The following is a 20160-nucleotide window of genomic DNA, read 5'->3' as shown; positions in this document are numbered from 1 at the left end:
GATCCGCACGTCGGCGCTCCCGCACGGACACAGCAATACAAGATCCGCCAGGGTGAAGTCCTCCGCACACGCCATGCAGTGCGCCGTTCCCGGAGGTTGTTCGATCTCCAGGGCGGCGCCCTCCGCGACCGTGCCCGCGGTGGTGAGATCGAAGCAGAACCGCATCGAATCGGGGACCACCGCCGTCAGCATTCCCACCCGGACGCTGACCGTACGCACCGGCCTTCCCGCCGCACGTTCGCACACCGCGTCGACAATGCTCTGAGTGATTGACAATTCATGCATTCGACCCTCCAGCCTTCCCCGTAATTCACCCGATCGGCGCTGATTCTCCGGGGCGAAAAGAAGGGCCGCCCGGACGAAACTCGTGTTGACAGAACGCTCTGCCGGATCTCAGATGGTAGCAATGTGAGCGACGCCACACCCATGACGTCCATGGGTATCGGGTGGGCCAATCCCGGAAGGCAGCGGTGCTATGCCGACAGAAGCGGCGAAAAAAGCAGAGGACACGCTGATCCATGTGCTGTGGATCAACGCCGGACTGAGCTGTGACGGGGATTCGGTCGCACTGACCGCGGCCACCCAGCCCAGTATCGAGGAAATCGCACTCGGCGCGCTGCCCGGTCTTCCGCGGATCGCCGTGCACTGGCCGCTGATCGATTACGAATGCGGGCCCAACGGCGGCGCCGACGACTTCCTGGAGTGGTTCTTCAAGGCGGACCGCGGGGAACTGGAGCCGTTCGTCCTGGTCGTCGAAGGCTCCATTCCCAACGAGAAGCTGAAAGAAGAGGGTTACTGGTCGGGCTTCGGGAACGACCCGGCGACCGGGCAGCCGATGACCACCAGCGAGTGGCTCGACCGGCTGACACCGAAGGCCACGGCGGTCGTCGCGGTCGGCACGTGCGCCACGTACGGCGGCATCCACGCCATGGCGGGCAACCCCACCGGCGCCATGGGAGTGCCCGACTACCTGGGCTGGGACTGGAAGTCCAAGGCCGGGATCCCCGTCGTGTGCGTCCCCGGCTGCCCCATCCAGCCGGACAACCTCTCCGAGACGCTCACGTATCTGCTCTACATGGCCACCGACCAGGCCCCGATGATCCCCCTCGACGACGCGCTGCGCCCGACCTGGCTGTTCGGCCAGACCGTGCACGAGGGCTGCGACCGCGCCGGCTACTTCGAGCAGGGCGACTTCGCGACGGAGTACGGCTCGCCCAAGTGCATCGTGAAACTCGGCTGCTGGGGCCCCACCGTGAAATGCAACGTGCCCAAGCGCGGCTGGATGAACGGCATCGGCGGCTGCCCCAACGTCGGCGGCATCTGCATCGGCTGCACCATGCCGGGATTCCCGGACAAGTTCATGCCGTTCATGGACGAGCCCCCGGGTGGACGGTTCTCCGCGAACGCCGTCGGAATGTACGGGGCGACGATGCGGCGACTGCGTGGCATCACCACCCACACGCTGGACCGCGAGCCGAAATGGCGCAGACGCGGAAAGCAGCTCACCACGGGTGCCACGCGCACCTGGTAGGTCCGAACGGTGCCCCATCGGCCGCGAATTCACCGGCCGGTGGGGCACCCACCTGGTAACTCACCGCTCGACGAATCGCGATACGAAAGAAGAGGCGGCCTCATGACGGCGACGAGCCAGGGCAAGGACGAACTGGTGGAGATGGCGTGGGATCCCATCACCCGAATCGTCGGGAGTCTGGGTATCTACACGAAGATCGACTTCAAGCAGAAGGTCGTCGCCGAGTGCCACAGCACCAGCTCGATCTTCCGCGGCTACTCGGTCTTCATGAAGGGCAAGGACCCGCGCGACGCCCACTTCATCACCAGCCGGATCTGCGGAATCTGCGGTGACAACCACGCCACCTGTTCCTGTTACGCGCAGAACATGGCGTACGGCGTCAAGCCGCCGCATCTGGGCGAGTGGATCGTGAATCTCGGCGAGGCCGCCGAGTACATGTTCGACCACAATATCTTCCAGGAGAACCTGGTCGGGGTCGACTACTGCGAGAAAATGGTCGCCGAGACCAATCCCGGCGTACTCGAACAGGCCAACCGCACCGCGTCGCCGCACGCCGACGACCACGGGTACAGGACCATCGGCGACATCATGCGCTCGCTGAACCCCTTCACCGGCGAGTTCTACCGCGAGGCCCTCCAGGTCAGCCGCATGACGCGCGAGATGTTCTGCCTGATGGAGGGCCGCCACGTGCACCCCTCCACGCTCTACCCCGGCGGGGTGGGCACGGTGGCGACCATCCAGCTCATGACGGACTACATCACCCGCCTCCAGCGCTACGTGGAGTTCATGAAGAAGGTCGTGCCCATGCACGACGACCTCTTCGACTTCTTCTACGAGGCGCTGCCCGGCTACGAGAAGGTCGGCAACCGCCGTATCCTGCTCGGCTGCTGGGGCTCCTTCCAGGACCCGGAGCACTGCAACTTCGAGTACAAGGACATGACCGACTGGGGTCGGAAGATGTACGTGACCCCCGGCGTCGTCGTGGACGGCAAGCTCGTCACCACCGACCTGGTGAAGATCAACCTCGGCATCCGCATCCTGCTCGGCTCGTCGTACTACAACGACTGGGACGAGCAGGAGATGTTCGTGACCCACGACCCGCTCGGCAATCCGGTCGACAAGCGGCACCCGTGGAACCAGCACACCAACCCGCAGCCGCAGAAGCGCGACCTGGGCGACAAGTACAGCTGGGTCATGTCGCCGCGCTGGTTCGACGGCAAGGAGTACCTCGCGCTCGACACCGGCGGCGGCCCGCTCGCCCGGCTCTGGGTCACCGCGCTGGCCGGCCTCGTCGACATCGGCTACATCCAGGCCACCGGCAAGAGCGTCAAGATCAACCTCCCCAAAACCGCGCTCAAGGGCCCGGTCGAGCTGGAGTGGCACGTCCCGCGCTGGAGCAACACCATCGAGCGCAATCGGGCGCGGACCTACTTCCAGGCGTACGCGGCGGCCTGCGCACTGCACTTCGCCGAGAAGGCGCTGGTGGAGATCCGGGCCGGCCGCACCAAGACCTGGGAGAAGTTCGAGGTGCCCGAGGAGGGCGTCGGGTGCGGTTTCACCGAGGCGGTACGCGGTGTGCTCTCGCACCACATGGTGATCAGGGACGGCAAGATCGCCAACTACCACCCGTACCCGCCCACCCCGTGGAACGCGAGCCCACGCGACACCTACGGGACGCCCGGACCCTACGAGGACGCGGTGCAGGGCCAGCCGATCTTCGAGGAGAACGACCGGGAGAACTTCAAGGGCATCGACATCATGCGTACGGTCCGCAGCTTCGACCCCTGTCTGCCCTGCGGAGTGCACATGTACCTCGGAGAGGGCAGGAAACTGGAGCTGCTGCACTCGCCCACGCAGTCCGCGGGCAGTGAGTGACGTGGCCGAGGCTCCCCAGATGACCGAAGTGACCGAGCCGGTGACCGACGAGTGGCGGGCGACCGGCGAACGTATCGACACCCTGATCGCCGCCAGTGCCGCCGGGGGCGTGGTGGCCCGCGAGCGCAGCGAGGAACTGGTGCGGCTCGTCACCGACTTCTACGGCGCCGGCCTGGAACGGCTCCTCGACCTCGTCCACGAGCACGGGCGGCTGGACGACGAGACCCTGGCCGCCTTCGCCGCCGACGACCTGGTGGCCGGCGTGCTGCTGGTGCACGGACTGCACCCGTACAGCGTGGCCACCCGGGTCGAGAACGCGCTGGAGAGCGTGCGGCCGTACCTCGGCTCGCACGGCGGGGACGTGGAGTTGCTGGGCGTCACGGACGAAGGGGCCGTACGGCTGCGGCTGTTGGGCAGTTGTGACGGCTGCCCGTCCTCGTCCGCCACCCTCGCGCTGGCGGTACGGGGCGCGGTGGAGGCGGCGGCACCGGAGATCACCACGATCGAGGTCGAGGACGCCGACGAGACGGCCGCCGGGGCCGCGGGCCCGCTGGTGCCGGTCGACTCCCTGTTCTCCCGGCTCCACGAGACCGGGCACGGGGCGGACCCCGGCGACGCGGGTGCCACCTGGGAGCCGGTCCCCGCCCTGCTCGCCCTGGAGTCCGGGGGCGTCGAGCGCTTCACCGTCGCCGGGCTGCCGGTCGTCGCCTGCCGGATCGGGCCCGACCTCTTCGCCTTCCGCGACCGGTGCGCCCGGTGCGAACGCCCCATGGCGGGCGCCACGCTGGCACGTCGCCTCGGGGGCGACTCCGGCGACGGGGTGCTGAGCTGCCACGCCTGCCGGGCCCACTACGACGTACGGCGCGCCGGTGCCTGTCTCGACGCGGAGGCGGACGGGGCGCACCTGGACCCGCTGCCGCTCCTCGCGGACGGCGCGTCGGCCTCGGTGGCCGTGCCGTCGCCCGTACCGGCCTCGTCCGTGGCCGCGACATGAGCGCGCCCCGGGGCCGCGCCGTACCCACGGGCCGCGCCGCGTCCCCCGCCGCCGCCCTGCTGCGCGTCAGCCGTCGCCGGCCCGCCCCGGCCGACGGTGAGCGGTGCGAGATGTGCGCCGCGCCGATCGGCGAGGAGCACCAGCATGTGGTGAATCTGGAGAGCCGCAGCCTGATGTGCGGCTGCCGGGCCTGCTATCTCCTGTTCACCGAAGAGGGCGCGGAACTGCGCTACCGCGCCGTCCCCGACCGCTATCTGGCCTTCGACGGGCTCCCGCTGGACGCGCGTACCTGGGACGAACTCCAGATCCCGGTCGGTCTGGCCTTCGTGTTCCGCAACTCCGTGCAGGACCGCACCATCGCGTTCTACCCCGGCCCGGCCGGGGCCACCGAATCCGAACTGCCCCTGGACGCCTGGGCGACCGTCGTGGCGGCCAACCCCGGACTGGCCGTACTGCGCCCGGACGTCGAGGCACTCCTCGTACGCCGCACGGAGGCGGGCGGCGGTGGGGGACGGGAGGTGGTCGCCTCCTGCCATCTCGTCCCGATCGACGCGTGCTACGAACTGGTCGGCCGACTGCGGGCGTTGTGGCGCGGTTTCGACGGCGGTCAGGAGGCGCACGCGGCGATGGAGGACTTCTTCGACCACGTCCGGGCCCGCAGCCGGCCCGCGGATCCGGCCGGCACGGACGGCCTCGCGGCCGTGAACGACGGCACGACCGCGGACAGCACTTGCGCCGCGGGCGGGTCCGTATGAGCGGCCCCACGGCCCCCGGCCTGGAGTTCTCCGTACGGGACGTCGTCGCCGAGCAGTACACCGCCGCGCCCCAGCTGACCGCGCGGCTGCGGATCGAGGACGGCTCGGACGAGCGGATCCACGCGATCGTGCTGCGCTGCCAGGTCCGTATCGACCCGCAGCGCCGCCACTACGGCCCCGCCGAACAGGAGGCCTTGCGCGGGCTGTTCGGGGAACGCGAGCGCTGGCCGGACACGCTGCGGCCGTTCCAGTGGATGCAGTGCCACACGACCGTGCAGGGCTTCACCGGCTCCACCGACGTCGACATCGCGCTGCCCTGCACCTACGACTTCGACGTCATCGGCTCCCGCTATCTGCACGCGCTCGGGGAAGGGACGGTGCCGATCAGTCTGCTCTTCTCGGGCACCGTCTTCTCCAAGGGCGGTGGCAGCGCCGGTGGTTCGGGCTTCGGTGTGCGGCAGGTGCCCTGGGACTGCGAGGCGCGGTATCAGCTGCCGGTCGCCGTCTGGCGGCAGATGATCGCGTACCACTTCCCCAACTCCGGCTGGATCAGGCTGGATCACGACGTGCTCGCCCGCTTCGCCGACTTCCGCGAACGACGCGGACTGATCAGCTGGGACGAGACGGTGACGACACTGCTGGCGGACGCGCGGACGCGGACCGCCGCCGACGAGATCGGTGAGGTGGTCACATGACCCCGGTGACACCCACCACCCCCGTGGGGCTCGACCACGTCCGGAGGATCGCCGACGCCGTGCTGTACGAGGGCTACTTGCTGTACCCGTACCGCGCCAGCTCCCACAAGAACCGGTCCCGCTGGCAGTTCGGCGTCCTCGGCCCGCCCCACGCGGCGCCCGGCAGCTTCGCCGAGGAGCCGGACATGGCGATGCAGGCCCTGCTGACCGTTCCCGACGACGCGCCGGGGATCACGGCCGAGGTGAGCGTCCGGCTCCGCTTCCTCCAGCTCCAGGTGCGCGAGGTGCAGCGGCGGGAGCGCGACGGGAGCCACACGGCCGTCGGCGAACTCGACCTGGCCGGCGTCTCCGTCCTCAGCTGGGACGAGGCCGTCGAATGCGAACTCGACCTGGGAACCGTCCCGTTGAACGACGTCCCCGGCTCGACCGACGAACTGCGCACCGTCCCCGGCGGCGAGGAGAGCGAACCGCTGACGGACGGGCACGGTGCGCCGGCCGGACGCGTCGTACGGCGCCGCGAACCGCTGACGGTCCGCGTCCGTACCCGTACGGCCCGGGACGACGGCCACCTGCGGCTGACCGTCTCGGTGACCAACGAGCACCCCGCAACCGCCACCGGCAAGGACGCCGCGATCCGCGCGTCCCTGATCGGCACCCATCTGCTCCTCCAGGCACGCGGCGCCGACTTCATCTCCCTGCGCGAGCCCCCTCAGGCGGCGGCGCCCGCCGCCGCCCGGTGCGAGCAGCGCAGATGCTGGCCGGTCCTGGCCGGGGCGAAGGGCTCCACGGACACCGTGCTGGGCGCGCCGATCATCCTCTACGACCACCCGGAAATCGCCGAGCAGAGCCCCGGCGCCCTGTTCGACTCCACCGAGATCGACGAGATCCTGACGCTCCGGGTGATGACCATGACGGAGGAGGAGAAGGCGGAGGCGCGGGCCACCGACCCGCGGGCCCGCGAGATCATCGACCGCTGCGACACGATGTCGCCGGGCGACCTGCAACAGCTCCACGGCCTGCTCCGCGACCCGCACGGACCCGTCCGGCCACCGGCCGAGGGCACCGCCGGACCGCGCGGTGATCTCCGGGACGCCGAGCCGGCCGCCTTCGACACCGGCGGCGCGCCCTGGTGGGACCCGGCGGCCGACGCCTCGGTGGAGCCCGGCTCCGACTCCGTGGTCATCGAAGGGGTCGCCGTCGCCAAGGGCAGCCTCGTCCGCGTCCACCCCTCCCGCCGCGCCGACGCGCAGGATCTCTTCTTCGCCGGCCAGGTCGCGCGGGTGACGGCCGTGCTCTCGGACGTCGACGGCGGCGTGCACGTCGCCCTCGTCCTGGTCGACGACCCGGCGGCCGACATGCACGACTGGTACGGCCGCTACTTCTACTTCGCCCCCGACGAACTGGAACCACTGCCCGCCCCGGACCCCCACCAGGGTGACGACAGCCCCGATCCAACGGAACACAGGAAGGAGGACCCCTCGTGAGAATCCTCGGAATGATCACCACGGGTGCGGCCGCGGCCGTGGCGGTCGTGGTCGTCGCCGTCGGTGTGCGGTCGATCCCCGACATCCGCAGATACGTCAAGATGCGCTCGATGTGAGCGCGTGGCGCGAGTGAGAGGAGCATCCGATGACTGACAGGAAGCGTGGACGCCACGACGAGGAACCCCAGTCGGAGCGGGGCCCCAAGGGGTCGCGCGACACCGGTTCCGACCAGCCCTCAGCGGGTCCCGCCGACCGGCCGTCGGGCGGTTCCGACAAGAGGTCGGACACCTCCGTCAAACCGAGCGGCCCCACCGACCCCGACTCTCCGAACCTCCGGTCCGGCGGCAACTGACGCCGAGATCGGCGTCTCGCCGGGAGCCCCGTACCCCCCCGACCAGGGAGCACAGCATGGCGAAGGAAAAGAGCCGACCCGACGACATCGACACCGGCGATCGTGCCGTTCCGCCGTACGAGGGCCGCCGGAAGGCGGCCGACGTCGGTGACAAGGAGAAGTCGACCAAGGACGGTGCCAGGACGGGCGGCGCGACCGGCCCCGTCGAGGACCCCGACATGAAGTCCGCCGATCCGGCGAAGACCGAGAGGGGCGCCACCCGCTCGCCGGGCGACGAGCGGCCCGCAGACCGGACGAAGCGGTCACGCTCCGCGGACGAGGGCACCGGGCATTCCCATCACGGCGGCACGTCACGCGCCGAGGACCAGTCCTGACGTGACCAACGGCGTGCTCGTGGCGGGCATCGGCAATCTCTTCCTCGGCGACGACGGATTCGGCCCGGAGGTCGTACGGCGGCTCGCCGCCGAGCCGGGGGCGCCGCTCCCCGCCGGTGTCCGGGTCGTCGACTACGGCATCCGGGGCATGCACCTCGTCTATGACCTGCTCGACGGGTACGACGCGCTCGTACTCGTCGACGCCTGCCCCGGCGGTGGCGCGCCCGGCGAGCTGACGGTCCTTCAGGTCGGCCCGGACGACCTCGGTACGGGTGAATTCGACGCACACGGCATGAATCCGGTATCTGTCCTGGCAAATCTGGGCCAACTGGGCGGTACGCTTCCGCTCACCCACGTTGTGGGGTGCACCCCCGCCGACGTCGAGGAAGGCATCGGCCTCAGCGAGGCCGTCGCCGCCGCCGTACCCGAAGCGGTGGCGGAGGTGCGCGCGTTGGTCCGGCGGCTGTCGGCGGCCGGACCCGCGCCGCGCACACCCGCGAAGGAACCCGCACCCGCCCGGACCCGGAGGTCCTGATCATGTGTCTCGGCATCCCCGGGCGAGTCGTGGAGATCGTCGAGGGGTACGCGGACCAGCTCGCCCTCGTCGACGTGGAGGGCGCCCGGCGCCGTATCAACATCGGCATGCTGGACGCGCCCCCCGCCGCGGGCGACTGGGTCCTGCTGCACATGGGATTCGCCATGGAGATCATCGACGAGGCGAAGGCGGCCGAAGCCCTGTCGGGGCTGGAGATGATGGGCAGCGGCGCCCGCGAGGGCGAGGGCGGCGAGCGGGACAAGCACCGGACGCACGGTCCCGCGAGCGTGTCCGCCACCCCCCAACAGCCCTGCGTCCGACGCCGGTTCGAGGTGCGCGGCGTCGTCCAGGGCGTGGGCTTCCGCCCGTTCGTGTACGTCACCGCCGCCGCACTCGCGCTCACCGGCTCCGTCGCCAACACCGGAACCGGCGTTGTCGCCGAGGTGGAGGGCGATCCCGGCGCGGTCGCGGAGTTCGGGCGCCGGCTGCGCACCGACCCGCCCCCGCTGGCCGTCGTGGAGTCGGTCACCGAGACCGACCGACCACCCACCGGGGGAGCGGAGTTCGTCATCGCCGACTCCAGCGCCACCGACCGGGTCCGCACCCTCGTCTCACCCGACACCGCGACCTGCCGGGACTGTCTGGCCGAACTGCGCGACCCCGCCGACCGGCGCCACCGCCACCCGTTCATCACCTGCACGCACTGCGGCCCGCGCTTCACGATCGTCACCGGCATGCCCTACGACCGCGCTGCGACGACCATGGCGGCGTTCGAGATGTGCGGCGACTGCCGCGCGGAGTACGACGACCCGCGCGACCGCCGCTTCCACGCCCAGCCGATCGCCTGTCACGCCTGCGGACCCCGTCTCGAACTGATCGGCGCGGACGGCCGGGCGGTCCACGACGGCGACGAAGCGCTGCGCGCCGCACGGAAGTTGCTCGCCGAGGGGAAGATCGTCGCCATCAAGGGACTGGGCGGCTACCACCTCGCGTGCGACGCCCGCGACGAGGCGGCCGTCACCGAACTGCGCCGCCGCAAACAGCGCGGCGGCAAGCCCTTCGCCGTCATGGTCGCGAGCCTCGGCGTCGCCGAGGAACTGGTGACGGTCACGGACGACGAGCGGGCGCTCCTGACCGGCACCAGAAAGCCGATCGTGCTGCTGCCCCGACGCACCCCGCCCGCCTCCGGATCACTCGCGGACGCCGTGGCGCCCGGCAACCCGGACCTCGGGGTACTGCTCCCGTACACCCCCCTGCACACCCTCCTCTTCGGCATCGGCGACGACACCCCCGGCCCCGACGCGCTGGTCATGACGTCGGGCAACCGCTCCGGCGAGCCGATCGTCACCGACGACGCGCGGGCGCTGACCGAACTCGCGCCGCTGGCCGACGCCTGGCTGCGGCACGACCGCCCCATCCGGGTGCCGTGCGACGACTCGGTCAGCCGGTTCGTCGCGGGCGCCGAACTGCCCGTACGCAGGTCACGCGGGTACGCCCCGCTGCCCCTCGCGCTGCCCTTCGACATCCCGCCGCTCCTCGCGGCCGGCGCCGACCTGAAGAACACCTGCGCGCTCGGCGAGGGCGGCTACGCCTGGGTCAGCCAGCACATCGGCGACATGGACGACCTCGCCACGGCCGGCGCCCTCACCCACACCGCCACCCACCTCGGGGCGCTGACCGGTGTCGAACCCGAACAGCTCGTCGCCGACGCGCACCCCGGCTACCACTCCGCCGCCTGGGCCCGCGCGCACGCCAAGGGCCGCGCCGTACGCACCGTGGGGCACCACCACGCGCACATCGCGGCCGTCATGGCAGAGCACGGCCTGGGCGCCGGGGAGAGCGTCATCGGCTTCGCCTACGACGGCACCGGCCACGGCGCCGACGGCGCGGTCTGGGGCGGCGAGACGCTGATCGCCGACTACAAGTCGTACCGCAGGGCCGCCCACTTGGCGTACGTGCCGCTCGCGGGAGGCGACGTGAGCGTGCTGCGCCCCTACCGCATGGCGCTCGCGCATCTGTACGCGGCCGGGATCGGCTGGGACGGGAGACTGCCCGCCGTGGCCGCGTGCCCGGTCAGGGAACGCGACGTGCTGGCCCACCAGTTCGCGACGGACTTCGGCTGTGTGCCGACATCGAGCATGGGCCGGCTCTTCGACGCCGTCGCCTCACTGGCGGGCGTACGGCACGAGGTGGCGTACGAGGCCGAGGCGGCGATCGCGCTGGAGGGGCTGGCCAGATCGGCGGCGGGGGAGCCCGCTCGGAGCGCCGGTGCCTACGCGTTCGCTCTCCTGGACCCGGCGGACACCGGTGAGCCGGTCGTCGCCGACCCCGGCCCGGTGATCCGGGCGGTCGTCTCCGACGTGACCGGGGGAGTCCCGCCGGAGCTGATCGCCGCGCGTTTCCACGCGGCCGTCGCGGCCCTCACCGTCGACCTCGCGGAGCTGCTGCGCCGGCGGACCGGGCTCGGCGTGGTGGCTCTAGGAGGCGGCGTCTTCCAGAACGCCGTCCTGCTCGAATCGACCCAACGCGCCCTGCGGGCGGCGGACTTCACCGTCCTGCGTCCCGTTCTGCTGCCGCCCAACGACGGCGGCATCGCCTTCGGGCAACTGCTGGTCGCGGCGTCCGGCTGACCCGGCGGCGCAGTCACACACCCAGAGAGAAGGAAGCGACACCATGTGTCTGGCAGTCCCCGGACGGGTGCTCAGCACCGCCGAGGTCGACGGCGCCCTGATGGCCCAGGTCGACTTCGGCGGCGTACGCAAGGAGGTCTGCCTCCAGTACATCCCCGACGCGGAGATCGGCGAATACGTCGTCGTCCACGTCGGGTTCGCCATCCAGCGGCTCGACGAGGAATCGGCCTGGCGGACACTGGCGAACTTCGAGAAGCTCGGGCTGCTGGAGGAGGAGTTCGGCGACGGCTTCGAACTCGCCGCCAGGCAGCGGGAATCAGTGGAAGGCACCGGACTGTGAAGTACCTCGACGAGTTCAGCGACCCCGCTCTCGCCAAGCGGCTGGTCGACGAGATCCACGCGGCCACCACCCGCCCCTGGGCGATGATGGAGGTCTGCGGCGGCCAGACCCACTCGATCATCCGCCACGGCATCGACCAACTGCTCCCCGACGGGGTGGAGATGATCCACGGGCCGGGCTGCCCGGTCTGTGTGACCCCGCTGGAGGTCATCGACCGGGCGCTGGCGATCGCGGCCCGGCCCGGCGTCGTCTTCTGCTCCTTCGGTGACATGCTCCGGGTGCCGGGCAGTGGCCAGGACCTCTTCTCGGTCAAGAGCGCGGGCGGCGACGTACGCGTCGTGTACTCCCCGCTCGACGCGCTGAAGATCGCCCGCGACAACCCCGACAAGGAAGTCGTCTTCTTCGGCATCGGCTTCGAGACGACCGCCCCGGCCAACGCCATGACGGTCCATCAGGCCCGGCGGCTCGGTGTACGGAACTTCTCACTCCTCGTCTCGCACGTGCTCGTACCGCCCGCCATCGCCGCCATCATGGAGTCACCCACCTGCCGGGTCCAGGCGTTCCTCGCCGCCGGGCACGTGTGCAGCGTGATGGGCACCTCCGAGTACCCGCCGCTCGCGGAGAAGTACCGAGTCCCCGTCGTCGTCACCGGATTCGAACCGCTCGACATCCTCGAAGGCGTCCGCCGCACGATCCTGCAACTCGAACAGGGCCGCCACGAAGTGGAGAACGCCTACCCCCGCGCCGTACGCGACGAGGGCAACCTGCCCGCCATGGAGATGCTGCGGGACGTCTTCGAGGTCACCGACCGGACCTGGCGCGGTATCGGGGTGATCCCCGGCAGCGGATGGCGACTGTCCGAGAAGTACGCCGAGTTCGACGCCGAGCGCCGGTTCGACGTGGCGGGCATCCGTACCGCCGAATCGTCCCTGTGCCGCTCCGGCGACGTACTCCAGGGGCTGATCAAGCCGCACGAGTGCGCCGCCTTCGGCAAGGAGTGCACCCCCAGGAATCCGCTGGGCGCCACGATGGTGTCCTCCGAGGGCGCCTGCGCCGCGTACTTCACCTACCGCCGGCTCGAACTGGTCGATGCGAAGTGACCGAGACCGGGACCACCAGCCACGTACCCGCCCCCGCGACCGCCCCGGCCGGCAACGGCCTCGACTTCGAGAACTGGGCCTGCCCCGTCCCCCTCCGCGCGACCCCGGCGGTCGTCATGGGCCACGGCGGCGGCGGGGCGATGTCGGCCGAGCTGGTCGAGCACCTGTTCCTTCCCGCGTACGGCTCCGCCGCGGCGGCCGAACTCGGCGACTCCGCCGTACTCACCGTCGGCGACGGCACCCGGCTCGCCTTCTCCACCGACTCGTTCGTGGTCAGGCCGATGTTCTTCCCCGGCGGCTCCATCGGGGACCTCGCCGTCAACGGGACCGTCAACGACCTGGCGATGTCGGGCGCGACGCCGCTGTTCATGTCGTCCGCGTTCATCCTCCAGGAGGGCACCGCGCTGACCGACCTCGGCCGGATCGCCCAGGACATGGGCGCGGCGGCGCGCACGGCCGGGGTCCGGCTGGTCACCGGCGACACCAAGGTCGTCGACAGCGGCAGCGGCGACGGCGTCTACGTCAACACCTCGGGAATCGGAGTGATCCCCGAGGGCGTCGACATCGGCCCACGCCGCGCGGCGCCCGGCGACGCCGTGCTGATCAGCGGCGACATCGGCGTGCACGGCGTGGCGGTCATGAGCTGCCGTGACGGCCTGGACTTCGGTACGACGGTCGAGAGCGACACCGCCGCCCTGCACGGCCTCGTCGCCGCGATGCTCGCCACCGGCGCCGACGTCCACGTCCTGCGCGACCCCACCCGCGGCGGCGTCGCGGCCTCGCTGAACGAGATCGCCACCGCGTCGGCGGTCGGCGTCGAACTGATCGAACGGGAGCTGCCCGTACCGGACACCGTGCGCGACGCGTGCAGCCTGCTCGGGCTCGACCCGCTCCAGGTCGCGAACGAGGGCAAACTGATCGCGATCGTGCCCGCCGACTCCGCCGACCGGGTCCTCGACGCCATGACGGCGCACCCGCTGGGCCGCGGGGCCCGCCGGATCGGCAGCTGCGTCACCGAACACCCCGGCATGGTGGTCGCCAGGACCGGACTCGGCGGCACCCGGGTCGTCGGCCTCCCCGTCGGCGAACAGCTCCCGAGGATCTGCTGAATGAGCGAGCGCGGCGCGATCCTCTTCGCCCGGTACGCCTATCCGCCCAACGAACTCGGCTACTGCGGCCCGGCGGACTCCACGGCTCTGCTGCGCCCCACGGACATCGGGGGCATCGAGCGCGGCGCCCGCCAGTTCGACGGCGCCTGGTGCTACCTCGAATTCCTCGCCGAGTCGGCCGGCCTCGACGACCCGCTGGACGAGCGCGTCGTCGAGGCGTACTGGATCGGCAACGAACTCCTGGACCGGGCGGACCCCGAGGCTCTGCTGGCCCGTATGCGCGACCGCTTCCGGGGCCAGTCGGGCGGCACCTGGCGCGAGGCGGCCGGCAGCGCCCTCGCCCACCACAGCTTCCAGGTCTTCGACGTCTACCCCTGGGCCGGTCTGCTGCGCGCCTCGGGCAGTGCCACGGCGCTGTCGGTCCTCGACCGATGCCGGATCCGCACGGGCGTCGTCGGCGCGGTCGACGGCGAGTCGGCCACGGTCGAGTCCCGCCCGCTGACCTGGACCGGTACGGCCCTGATCCCCGGGCCGCCCCGCCAGGAGTCCGTGCGCTGGTCGACGGGGGGCCGGTCGCTGATTCCGGGACTCGCCCCCGGCGACCTCGTCGCGCTGCACTGGGACTGGGTGTGCGACGTCATCACGCAGTCGCAGGCGGCGCGCATCGAATCGACGGAGGCGAGCCGGCTCGCGCCCGCGCTCGCACCCACGCGCTCCGGGGCGGCTACGCCAGCGCTTCGAAGGTGATCGCGGCGGCCTCGGCGATGAGGGCGTCGTCCGGCTCGGCGTCCTTGACATCACGGCGGGAGAGGATCGCGACGGCGATCGGGGCGGCCTTCGGCGGCCACACGACGGCGATGTCGTTGCGGGTGCCGTAGCCGCCGGTGCCGGTCTTGTCGCCGACCTGCCAGCCGTCCGGGGTGCCCGCCCGGATGACCGTGTCGCCGGTGGTGTTGCGCTTGAGCCAGTCCGTCAGCACGGCCCGCTTGTCCGGCGCGAGGGCGTCGTCCACGACGTACGCGCGCAGGTCGGTGGCGAGCGCGCGCGGAGTGCTCGTGTCACGGAGGTCGCCGGGGACCGCGTCGCTGAGTTCGGCCTCGTAACGGTCGCACCGGGTGACGCGGTCGCCGATGGAGGCGAGGGCGGACTGGAGGCTCTTGGGGCCGCCGAGTTCGCGGAAGAGCAGGTTGGCCGCGCCGTTGTCGCTGTAGCGGACGGTGGCGTCGCACAGCTCGCGCAGGGTCAGCCCCGTCGCGATGTGCTTCTCGGTGATCGGCGAGTAGCCGGCGCCGGCGAGATCGTTGCGGTCGTAGCGCACGAGCCGGTCGAGCTGCCTGAGGGAGTGCCTGTCCAGCATGACGGCGGCGAGCAGCGCCTTGCAGGTGGAGGCGTAGGCGAAGCGTTCGTCGGGCCGGTGGGTGATGGACCGGCCGTCGCCGGTGTCGATCGCGTAGACGCCGAGCCGGGCGTCGAACTTGCGCTCCAGCCGGGCGAAGGCGCCCTTCGTGTGCGCCGCCGACGTCCGCGTGGAGGTCGACGGCGCGGACGTGGACGGCGTTGAGGCAGACGGTGTCGAGCCGGAGCCGGAGCCGGACGCGGGGGCGTCGTCCCGGGTGCCCGTGCCGCAGCCGATGAGAGGGAGGGTCGCGAGGCCGCTCAGGGTGGCCAGTGCGGCACGGCGGGGGACAGAGGTACGGGTACGGGTCGGCATGTGGTCGCGGCTTTCCTCTCTTCGGGCGCCCGCACGGGCGCCTCGTGCGGGGAGTTCGGGCGGTCCGGTCCGTTCGAGGGCTGTTCGGCGGGGCATTCGCCCGGTGCCGGTCCGTACCGCCTTCGACCAGAGGAGAACAACGCCCGCCCGTTCCTGTCCAAGACGGATATGGCTCATGGATCGATCAATTATCGATATGGTTGCTGGTCGTGGACCTGATAAGGCATCTGCAATGCTTTGTTGCTGTTGCGGAAGAGTTACATTTCGGTCGCGCCGCCCAGCGTCTCGGTGTGGCCCAACCACCCCTGTCGCAACGTATTCAGCGTCTGGAGCGGGAGTTGGGCGTACGCCTCTTCGAGCGCTCCAGCCGACAGGTCACGATCACGAAGGGCGGCGCACTGCTGCTGGACGAGGCCCGTCAGCTGCTCGCCCACTCCGAGGCACTGCTGGCCACGGCCCGCCGTATCCAGGAGGGCCACAGCGGGTTGCTGCGCGCCGCGCTGCCCGCCGACATCACCGGCGAGAGCGTCGCCGCGATCCTGGCCGGGTTCCAGGAACGCGAGGGCGGCGTCGAACTGGAACTGCACGAGCTGACGACGGCCGAGCAACTCGCCGAACTCGCCTCGCACGACCTGGACGTCGGGCTCATCCACCACCCCAGCGACGTGTCCGGGCTGGAGCTGGGCCCCGTCCTGCGCCACGAGTTGGGCGTCCTGCTGCCGCACGACGCCCCGCAGGCGCGCCTCGGAACGGTCCCGCTCCCCGCGCTCACCGGATACGACCTGATCCTCTTCCCGCGCGCCCACGCCCCGGCCGTGCACGACGATCTCCTCACCACCTGCGCCCGCCACGGCTACACCCCCACCGCCGTGCGGCACGGCCGGGGCCCGAGCTTCGTCCGGGGCCTGCTCCTGGGCGGCCGGACCGTCGCCTTCGCCCCGCGCGAGGCCCACCACGCGGAGGACCGGGACCTCACCTGGCGCCCGCTGACCGGCGCGCCACTGGCCTGGCGTCACTCGGCGGCCTGGCCCAAGGGGCGGGGCGACGCCGCCGTACGGGCCTTCGCCGACGCCGGGGTCACGGGCTGGCTGCATGCCGCGGACATCGACTCCGGTGCGCAGATCGACGTGGGCGCGGACCGGTCCGTCGTCACCGCGAGCGTCCACAAACTCTGTCTGCTCGTCGCGCTCCACCGGCACGCCGAGGCGGGCCGCCTGAACCTCACCGACCAGACCGAATGCCCGGGGGAAGGCCGTACGGCGGGGCCGACCGGGCTCTCCGCCATGCTCGACCCGGCCCGTGTCTCCCTGCGCGACGCCGCCTATCTGATGATGGCCGTCAGCGACAACACGGCCGCCGACCTGCTCCTGGAACGGGTCGGCCTCGACGCCGTCAACGACACCACCGAGCGGCTCGGGCTCACCCGTACCCACGCCGTCCAGACCTTCCGCGACTTCATCGCCACCATCAGGGAGGACGCCGGGCAGGGTGGGCCACAGGCCCTGGCGGATCCCCAAGTCCTCGCCCGTATGCGCGCGCTGGACCCGGCACGCACCAACCGCAGCACCCCGCGCGACATGACCCGTCTGCTCGGCGCGATCTGGCGCGACGAGGCGTGCGCCCCCGAACACGGCGCCGCCGTACGGCGTCTGCTCGCGCTCCAGGTATGGCCGCACCGGCTGGCCTCGGGTTTCCCCTTCGACGACGTCCAGGTCGCCGGCAAGACCGGCAGCGCGCCCACCCTCCGTAACGAGGTCGGCGTCATCGAGTACCCGGACCACGGCCGTTACGCCGTCGCGGTCTTCACCCGCGCGGCCAGCCCCGCCGCCACGCTGCCCGCGGCGGACGCGGTCATCGGCACCGCGGCCCGCATCGCGGTCGACGCGTTGCGCGGCTCCGGTGGCGCGTCTGTCGCAGGGGTGTGAAGGAGACCGAGGGACGGAGCGGACCCGCTGTGCGGTAGTACTAGTCTCATTGGCGACGTGGATATCCGTCGTACGACTGGGACGCACTGAGCGGGGCGGTTGTGGAAGAGCGCGGGGCAGCCGGCGATGCCGGGCGGGCGGAGACTCCCCGCGACGACGCGTCGGACCTGAGCGACCGGCTCGACAGACTGGAGCGGGTGGTCGCCGGGATGGCGGCCGAGTCGGTGGCGCGGGCCGAGGTCACGGCAGCCGAGGTCACGGAGAAGGCAGCGGAGGAGGCCGATTCCGGCGAGCCGGCCGACTCCGCTCCTGAGGCCCCCGAACCCGAGCGCGAGCGTGCGGAGGCGGTCGAAGCCCCCGAACCCGAGTCCGAGGCGAGGCCCGAAGCTTCCGGACCTGAATTCGGACCTGAATCCGAATCCGAGCTGACGCGGGCGTCCGATCCGGTGCCGACGCCCGATCCCGTCCCTTCCGTGTCGCACGACGACGAGCCGGCCGCACCGCGCGGGAAGCGTCTGCGACGGCTCGGCTGGGTCCTGGTCGGCTCCGGTGCCTGCTGCGCCGTCGTCCTCGGAGGCGCGGTGATCGGCGGAGGTTCGGCGCCACCGTGGCTGTCCGTACCCGGCATCACGGACAGCAACGACGAGGAACCTGCGAACTCCACACCGGCTCCCGGGGATTCGGTCTCGGGCGCGCCGGAATCCGGACCGGGCGCCGGCGGCGCGGCGGAGGCGCCGGACGCCGTCCGCAGCGGGGAGTTCTCGGAGCCCTCGGCGGGCGCACGGTCCGGCGGCAGTGGTTCGCCCCGCCCCGCCCCGACCGAGAGCGGCGCCGTATCGCCGTCCGCGACATCGGGAAGCCCGACCGCGCCGGAGGCCACGACCTCGCAGTCCCCCACGGGAGGCGCCGGCGACGGCGGTGCGGGCTCCGGTTCCCCGACCCCCTCCGACGATGCTCCGACCGACCCCCCGTCGGACGACACTGACCCGCTCGGCGGACTTCTCGGCGGCCTCTTCGGGTGACGACTCCCGGACGACGCGTGCCGCCGGACCGGGACGGTGTCTCGAACGGATTCTCCCGGCGCCTTTCCTGCCGGGGCGTGCGCCGGAGGCACGTCGTAATGCACCGGCGTTCATCGATAAGCAAAAGAATCAATGGTGTTGAGATCGGTCAATCTCTGTCATCCGCTCACACGAAGCGGCCATCTTTCCTACACTCAATTCATCATGTGGGGGCTGTGCTCGATGTGCGACCGACAACCGGGTGAGGGGTGCCGTGCGGGGCCGCTTCGGGCTCCGTCGTTTACGGCATGATGTCCCGTCATGTGCGCGAAGTCCGTGATCCGGTTGACCGGCGAACGGCGGTTGAATCCGACCGCCGATCTTGTGTGGCGAGATCGGATGCGGGGGGCACCTGGAGTGGTTCGGAGACGGTGGCGGTTACGTGGCCGGGCGGACCATTCGCCCTCGCGGCGCACTTCTCTGTGGGCGATCGGGGCGCTGGTCGCCGGTCTCGCTATCGGTCTCCTCACCCGCCCGGGGAATCCGGCCGACCTGCCCGTCTACACCTTCACCGCCGGAGTGCTGCTGGCGATCGGTCTCTACGGCAGCACGCATGAGCTGGAGGCCGCCGACGTGCGGGAGAACCTGCGCGCGGTGGTGGTGGCGGTCACCCTGGGAGTGCTGCTCAAAGCGGCGCTGATCTCCGCCGTGATGGTCTTCGTGGTCGGGGGTCCGGAAGCCGTCGTGCTCGGTATCGCGGTCGCCCAGATCGACCCGCTCTCCGTGGCCGCCATGGGTGCCCGCCACCGGATGTCGCGCCGGGCGAAGACGCTGCTCTCGGCCTGGGCGTCGTTCGACGACCCGATGACCGTGCTGCTCAGTTTCTACGTCGCCGTGCTGGCGCTGCGGGCCGGCGGTGGGGGCACGGTGTCGATGGCCCCCGACCAGGGCGCCGGAGCCGACTTCCTGCTGACGACGCTGGCGAACGTGATCCTCTTCGGAATCGCCCTGCTCGCCTGGCACTTGGTCCGGCGGCTCGCGGCCGGCCGGCGTACCGACGGCGACTCCGCTGCCGTGGCGACGTCCGGCGGCGGTTCCGACGGCGCAGGCACCCGCTCCGTCGCCGCGCGCCGCGCGGACGTACTCGCGTTGCTGCTCGTCGCCGTCCTGGTGCTGGTCGCCGCCGCGTACATGCTGGTGCTGGCCGTCGCGCTGGCCGGACTCTTCGTCCGGGTCGGCCGGTTCAAGCCGTACGTCAACCGGGCCGTGTCGGGCGCGTTCCTGATCGCCGCCTGTCTCCTGGGCGTGCTGCTCGCGCAGGGGATCGATCCGCTGCCCGGACTCGCGCTCGGCGCGGCGGCGTTCGGGGCGCAGATGGTGGCCGCGCTGCTCGCCGGGCCCTGGCTGGTGCCGGGCATCAGCCGTGTCGACCGCTACTACCTCGGACTCGGCCAGCAGAACGGCATCACGGCGATCCTGCTGGCACTGGCGCTCGAACCCCAATTCCCCGGTACCGCCGGGGTCGTGGGGCCCGCGATCGTCGTCGTCAACCTGCTGCACCACGGCGCCAACCGGCTGCTCGACCGCAAGCTCGACGTGACCCCGCCACCCCCGCCGCCCGCGACGCCGGGGGAGCAGGAGAAGCCGCGGACGTACGGCCGCGAGCCGTACGGTCCCGAGCCGGCCGACGGCGCGGCGGCACGCACGTCACCGGCGGCCGGCGGCCCCATGGGCACTGCCCCCGAGGTG

At 71.4% G+C, this 20160-nt stretch carries 20 protein-coding genes and 1 pseudogene; 19 read left to right on the top strand and 2 right to left on the bottom strand.

The features are described from left to right. On the bottom strand, positions 1-285 hold a 285-nt coding region (locus GXP76_RS23035), incomplete at its 3' end, for a hydrogenase maturation nickel metallochaperone HypA (protein WP_242573479.1). 190 nt (positions 286-475) lie between these two features. On the opposite strand from GXP76_RS23035, the gene GXP76_RS23030 reads away from it, so the two are divergent. From GXP76_RS23030 to GXP76_RS22965, 15 genes are all read left to right on the top strand, one after another. Further along, complete coding sequence (locus GXP76_RS23030; protein ID WP_242573478.1) at positions 476-1531, top strand: hydrogenase expression protein HypE; 1056 nt, start codon at positions 476-478, stop codon at positions 1529-1531. Positions 1532-1633: 102 nt separating this feature from the next. Beyond that, complete coding sequence (locus GXP76_RS23025) at positions 1634-3406, top strand: nickel-dependent hydrogenase large subunit (protein ID WP_242573477.1); 1773 nt, start codon at positions 1634-1636, stop codon at positions 3404-3406. A gap of 19 nt (positions 3407-3425) precedes the next feature. Then, positions 3426-4400 (top strand): NifU family protein, encoded by a 975-nt coding sequence (locus GXP76_RS23020; protein WP_242573476.1) that lies wholly within the window; start codon positions 3426-3428, stop codon positions 4398-4400. Then, positions 4397-5155, top strand: coding sequence for a DUF5947 family protein (locus GXP76_RS23015; RefSeq protein WP_242573475.1), 759 nt, complete (start codon positions 4397-4399; stop codon positions 5153-5155). The genes GXP76_RS23020 and GXP76_RS23015 overlap by 4 nt, the downstream gene beginning before the upstream one ends. Next, positions 5152-5850 carry a DUF6084 family protein gene (locus tag GXP76_RS23010; RefSeq protein WP_242573474.1) on the top strand — a complete coding sequence of 233 codons (699 nt, stop codon included), beginning with the start codon at positions 5152-5154 and terminating at the stop codon, positions 5848-5850. Before GXP76_RS23015 ends, GXP76_RS23010 begins: the two co-directional genes overlap by 4 nt. After that, positions 5847-7334 carry a hypothetical protein gene (locus GXP76_RS23005; RefSeq protein ID WP_242573473.1) on the top strand — a complete coding sequence of 496 codons (1488 nt, stop codon included), beginning with the start codon at positions 5847-5849 and terminating at the stop codon, positions 7332-7334. Before GXP76_RS23010 ends, GXP76_RS23005 begins: the two co-directional genes overlap by 4 nt. Further along, complete coding sequence (locus tag GXP76_RS36060; RefSeq protein WP_374362179.1) at positions 7331-7450, top strand: hypothetical protein; 120 nt, start codon at positions 7331-7333, stop codon at positions 7448-7450. Before GXP76_RS23005 ends, GXP76_RS36060 begins: the two co-directional genes overlap by 4 nt. Positions 7451-7479: 29 nt before the next feature. Next, a complete protein-coding gene (locus GXP76_RS23000; protein ID WP_242573472.1) occupies positions 7480-7686 on the top strand; it encodes a hypothetical protein in 207 nt (68 codons plus the stop codon). 56 nt (positions 7687-7742) lie between these two features. Next, complete coding sequence (locus tag GXP76_RS22995) at positions 7743-8060, top strand: hypothetical protein (protein ID WP_242573471.1); 318 nt, start codon at positions 7743-7745, stop codon at positions 8058-8060. Position 8061: 1 nt separating this feature from the next. Next, the gene (locus GXP76_RS22990; RefSeq protein WP_242573470.1) at positions 8062-8595 is read left to right on the top strand and encodes a hydrogenase maturation protease; all 534 of its coding nucleotides are present in this window, start codon (positions 8062-8064) and stop codon (positions 8593-8595) included. A 2-nt stretch (positions 8596-8597) separates the two neighbouring features. Then, positions 8598-11225 carry a carbamoyltransferase HypF gene (gene hypF / locus GXP76_RS22985; protein ID WP_242573469.1) on the top strand — a complete coding sequence of 876 codons (2628 nt, stop codon included), beginning with the start codon at positions 8598-8600 and terminating at the stop codon, positions 11223-11225. Between the two features lie 43 nt (positions 11226-11268). Further along, on the top strand, positions 11269-11565 hold the full coding sequence (locus GXP76_RS22980) for a HypC/HybG/HupF family hydrogenase formation chaperone (protein ID WP_242573468.1): 297 nt from the start codon (positions 11269-11271) through the stop codon (positions 11563-11565). Continuing rightward, entirely contained in the window at positions 11562-12665 is a 1104-nt protein-coding gene (hypD, locus tag GXP76_RS22975; RefSeq protein ID WP_242573467.1) for a hydrogenase formation protein HypD, read from the top strand. The genes GXP76_RS22980 and hypD overlap by 4 nt, the downstream gene beginning before the upstream one ends. 116 nt (positions 12666-12781) lie before the next feature. Next, positions 12782-13774 (top strand): hydrogenase expression/formation protein HypE, encoded by a 993-nt coding sequence (gene hypE, locus GXP76_RS22970; protein WP_242573481.1) that lies wholly within the window; start codon positions 12782-12784, stop codon positions 13772-13774. Beyond that, positions 13775-14521 carry a DUF6390 family protein gene (locus GXP76_RS22965; RefSeq protein WP_242573466.1) on the top strand — a complete coding sequence of 249 codons (747 nt, stop codon included), beginning with the start codon at positions 13775-13777 and terminating at the stop codon, positions 14519-14521. It abuts the gene before it with no gap. On the opposite strand, the gene bla is transcribed toward GXP76_RS22965, so the two are convergent. After that, positions 14499-15485: a class A beta-lactamase gene (bla, locus tag GXP76_RS22960; protein ID WP_242573465.1), complete on the bottom strand. Its 987-nt coding sequence runs from the start codon at positions 15483-15485 to the stop codon at positions 14499-14501. The genes GXP76_RS22965 and bla overlap by 23 nt on opposite strands. On the opposite strand from bla, the pseudogene GXP76_RS35905 reads away from it, so the two are divergent. The 4 genes and pseudogenes from GXP76_RS35905 to GXP76_RS22940 form a co-directional block, all read left to right on the top strand. After that, positions 15443-15868, top strand: a pseudogene (locus GXP76_RS35905) (LysR family transcriptional regulator); the annotation flags it as partial. The gene bla and the pseudogene GXP76_RS35905 sit on opposite strands and share 43 nt — an antisense overlap. Further along, positions 15866-17410, top strand: coding sequence for a serine hydrolase (locus GXP76_RS35685; RefSeq protein WP_308354198.1), 1545 nt, complete (start codon positions 15866-15868; stop codon positions 17408-17410). The pseudogene GXP76_RS35905 and the gene GXP76_RS35685, both read left to right, overlap by 3 nt. A gap of 101 nt (positions 17411-17511) precedes the next feature. Then, the gene (locus tag GXP76_RS22945) at positions 17512-18432 is read left to right on the top strand and encodes a hypothetical protein (protein ID WP_242573464.1); all 921 of its coding nucleotides are present in this window, start codon (positions 17512-17514) and stop codon (positions 18430-18432) included. Positions 18433-18828: 396 nt separating this feature from the next. Further along, a partial coding sequence (locus GXP76_RS22940) for a cation:proton antiporter (RefSeq protein ID WP_242573463.1) occupies positions 18829-20160 on the top strand: 1332 nt, incomplete at its 3' end.

This window comes from Streptomyces sp. NP-1717, assembly GCF_022695985.1.
Classification (GTDB): Bacteria; Actinomycetota; Actinomycetes; order Streptomycetales; family Streptomycetaceae; genus Streptomyces.
This window is presented reverse-complemented; position numbering and strand designations above follow the sequence as displayed.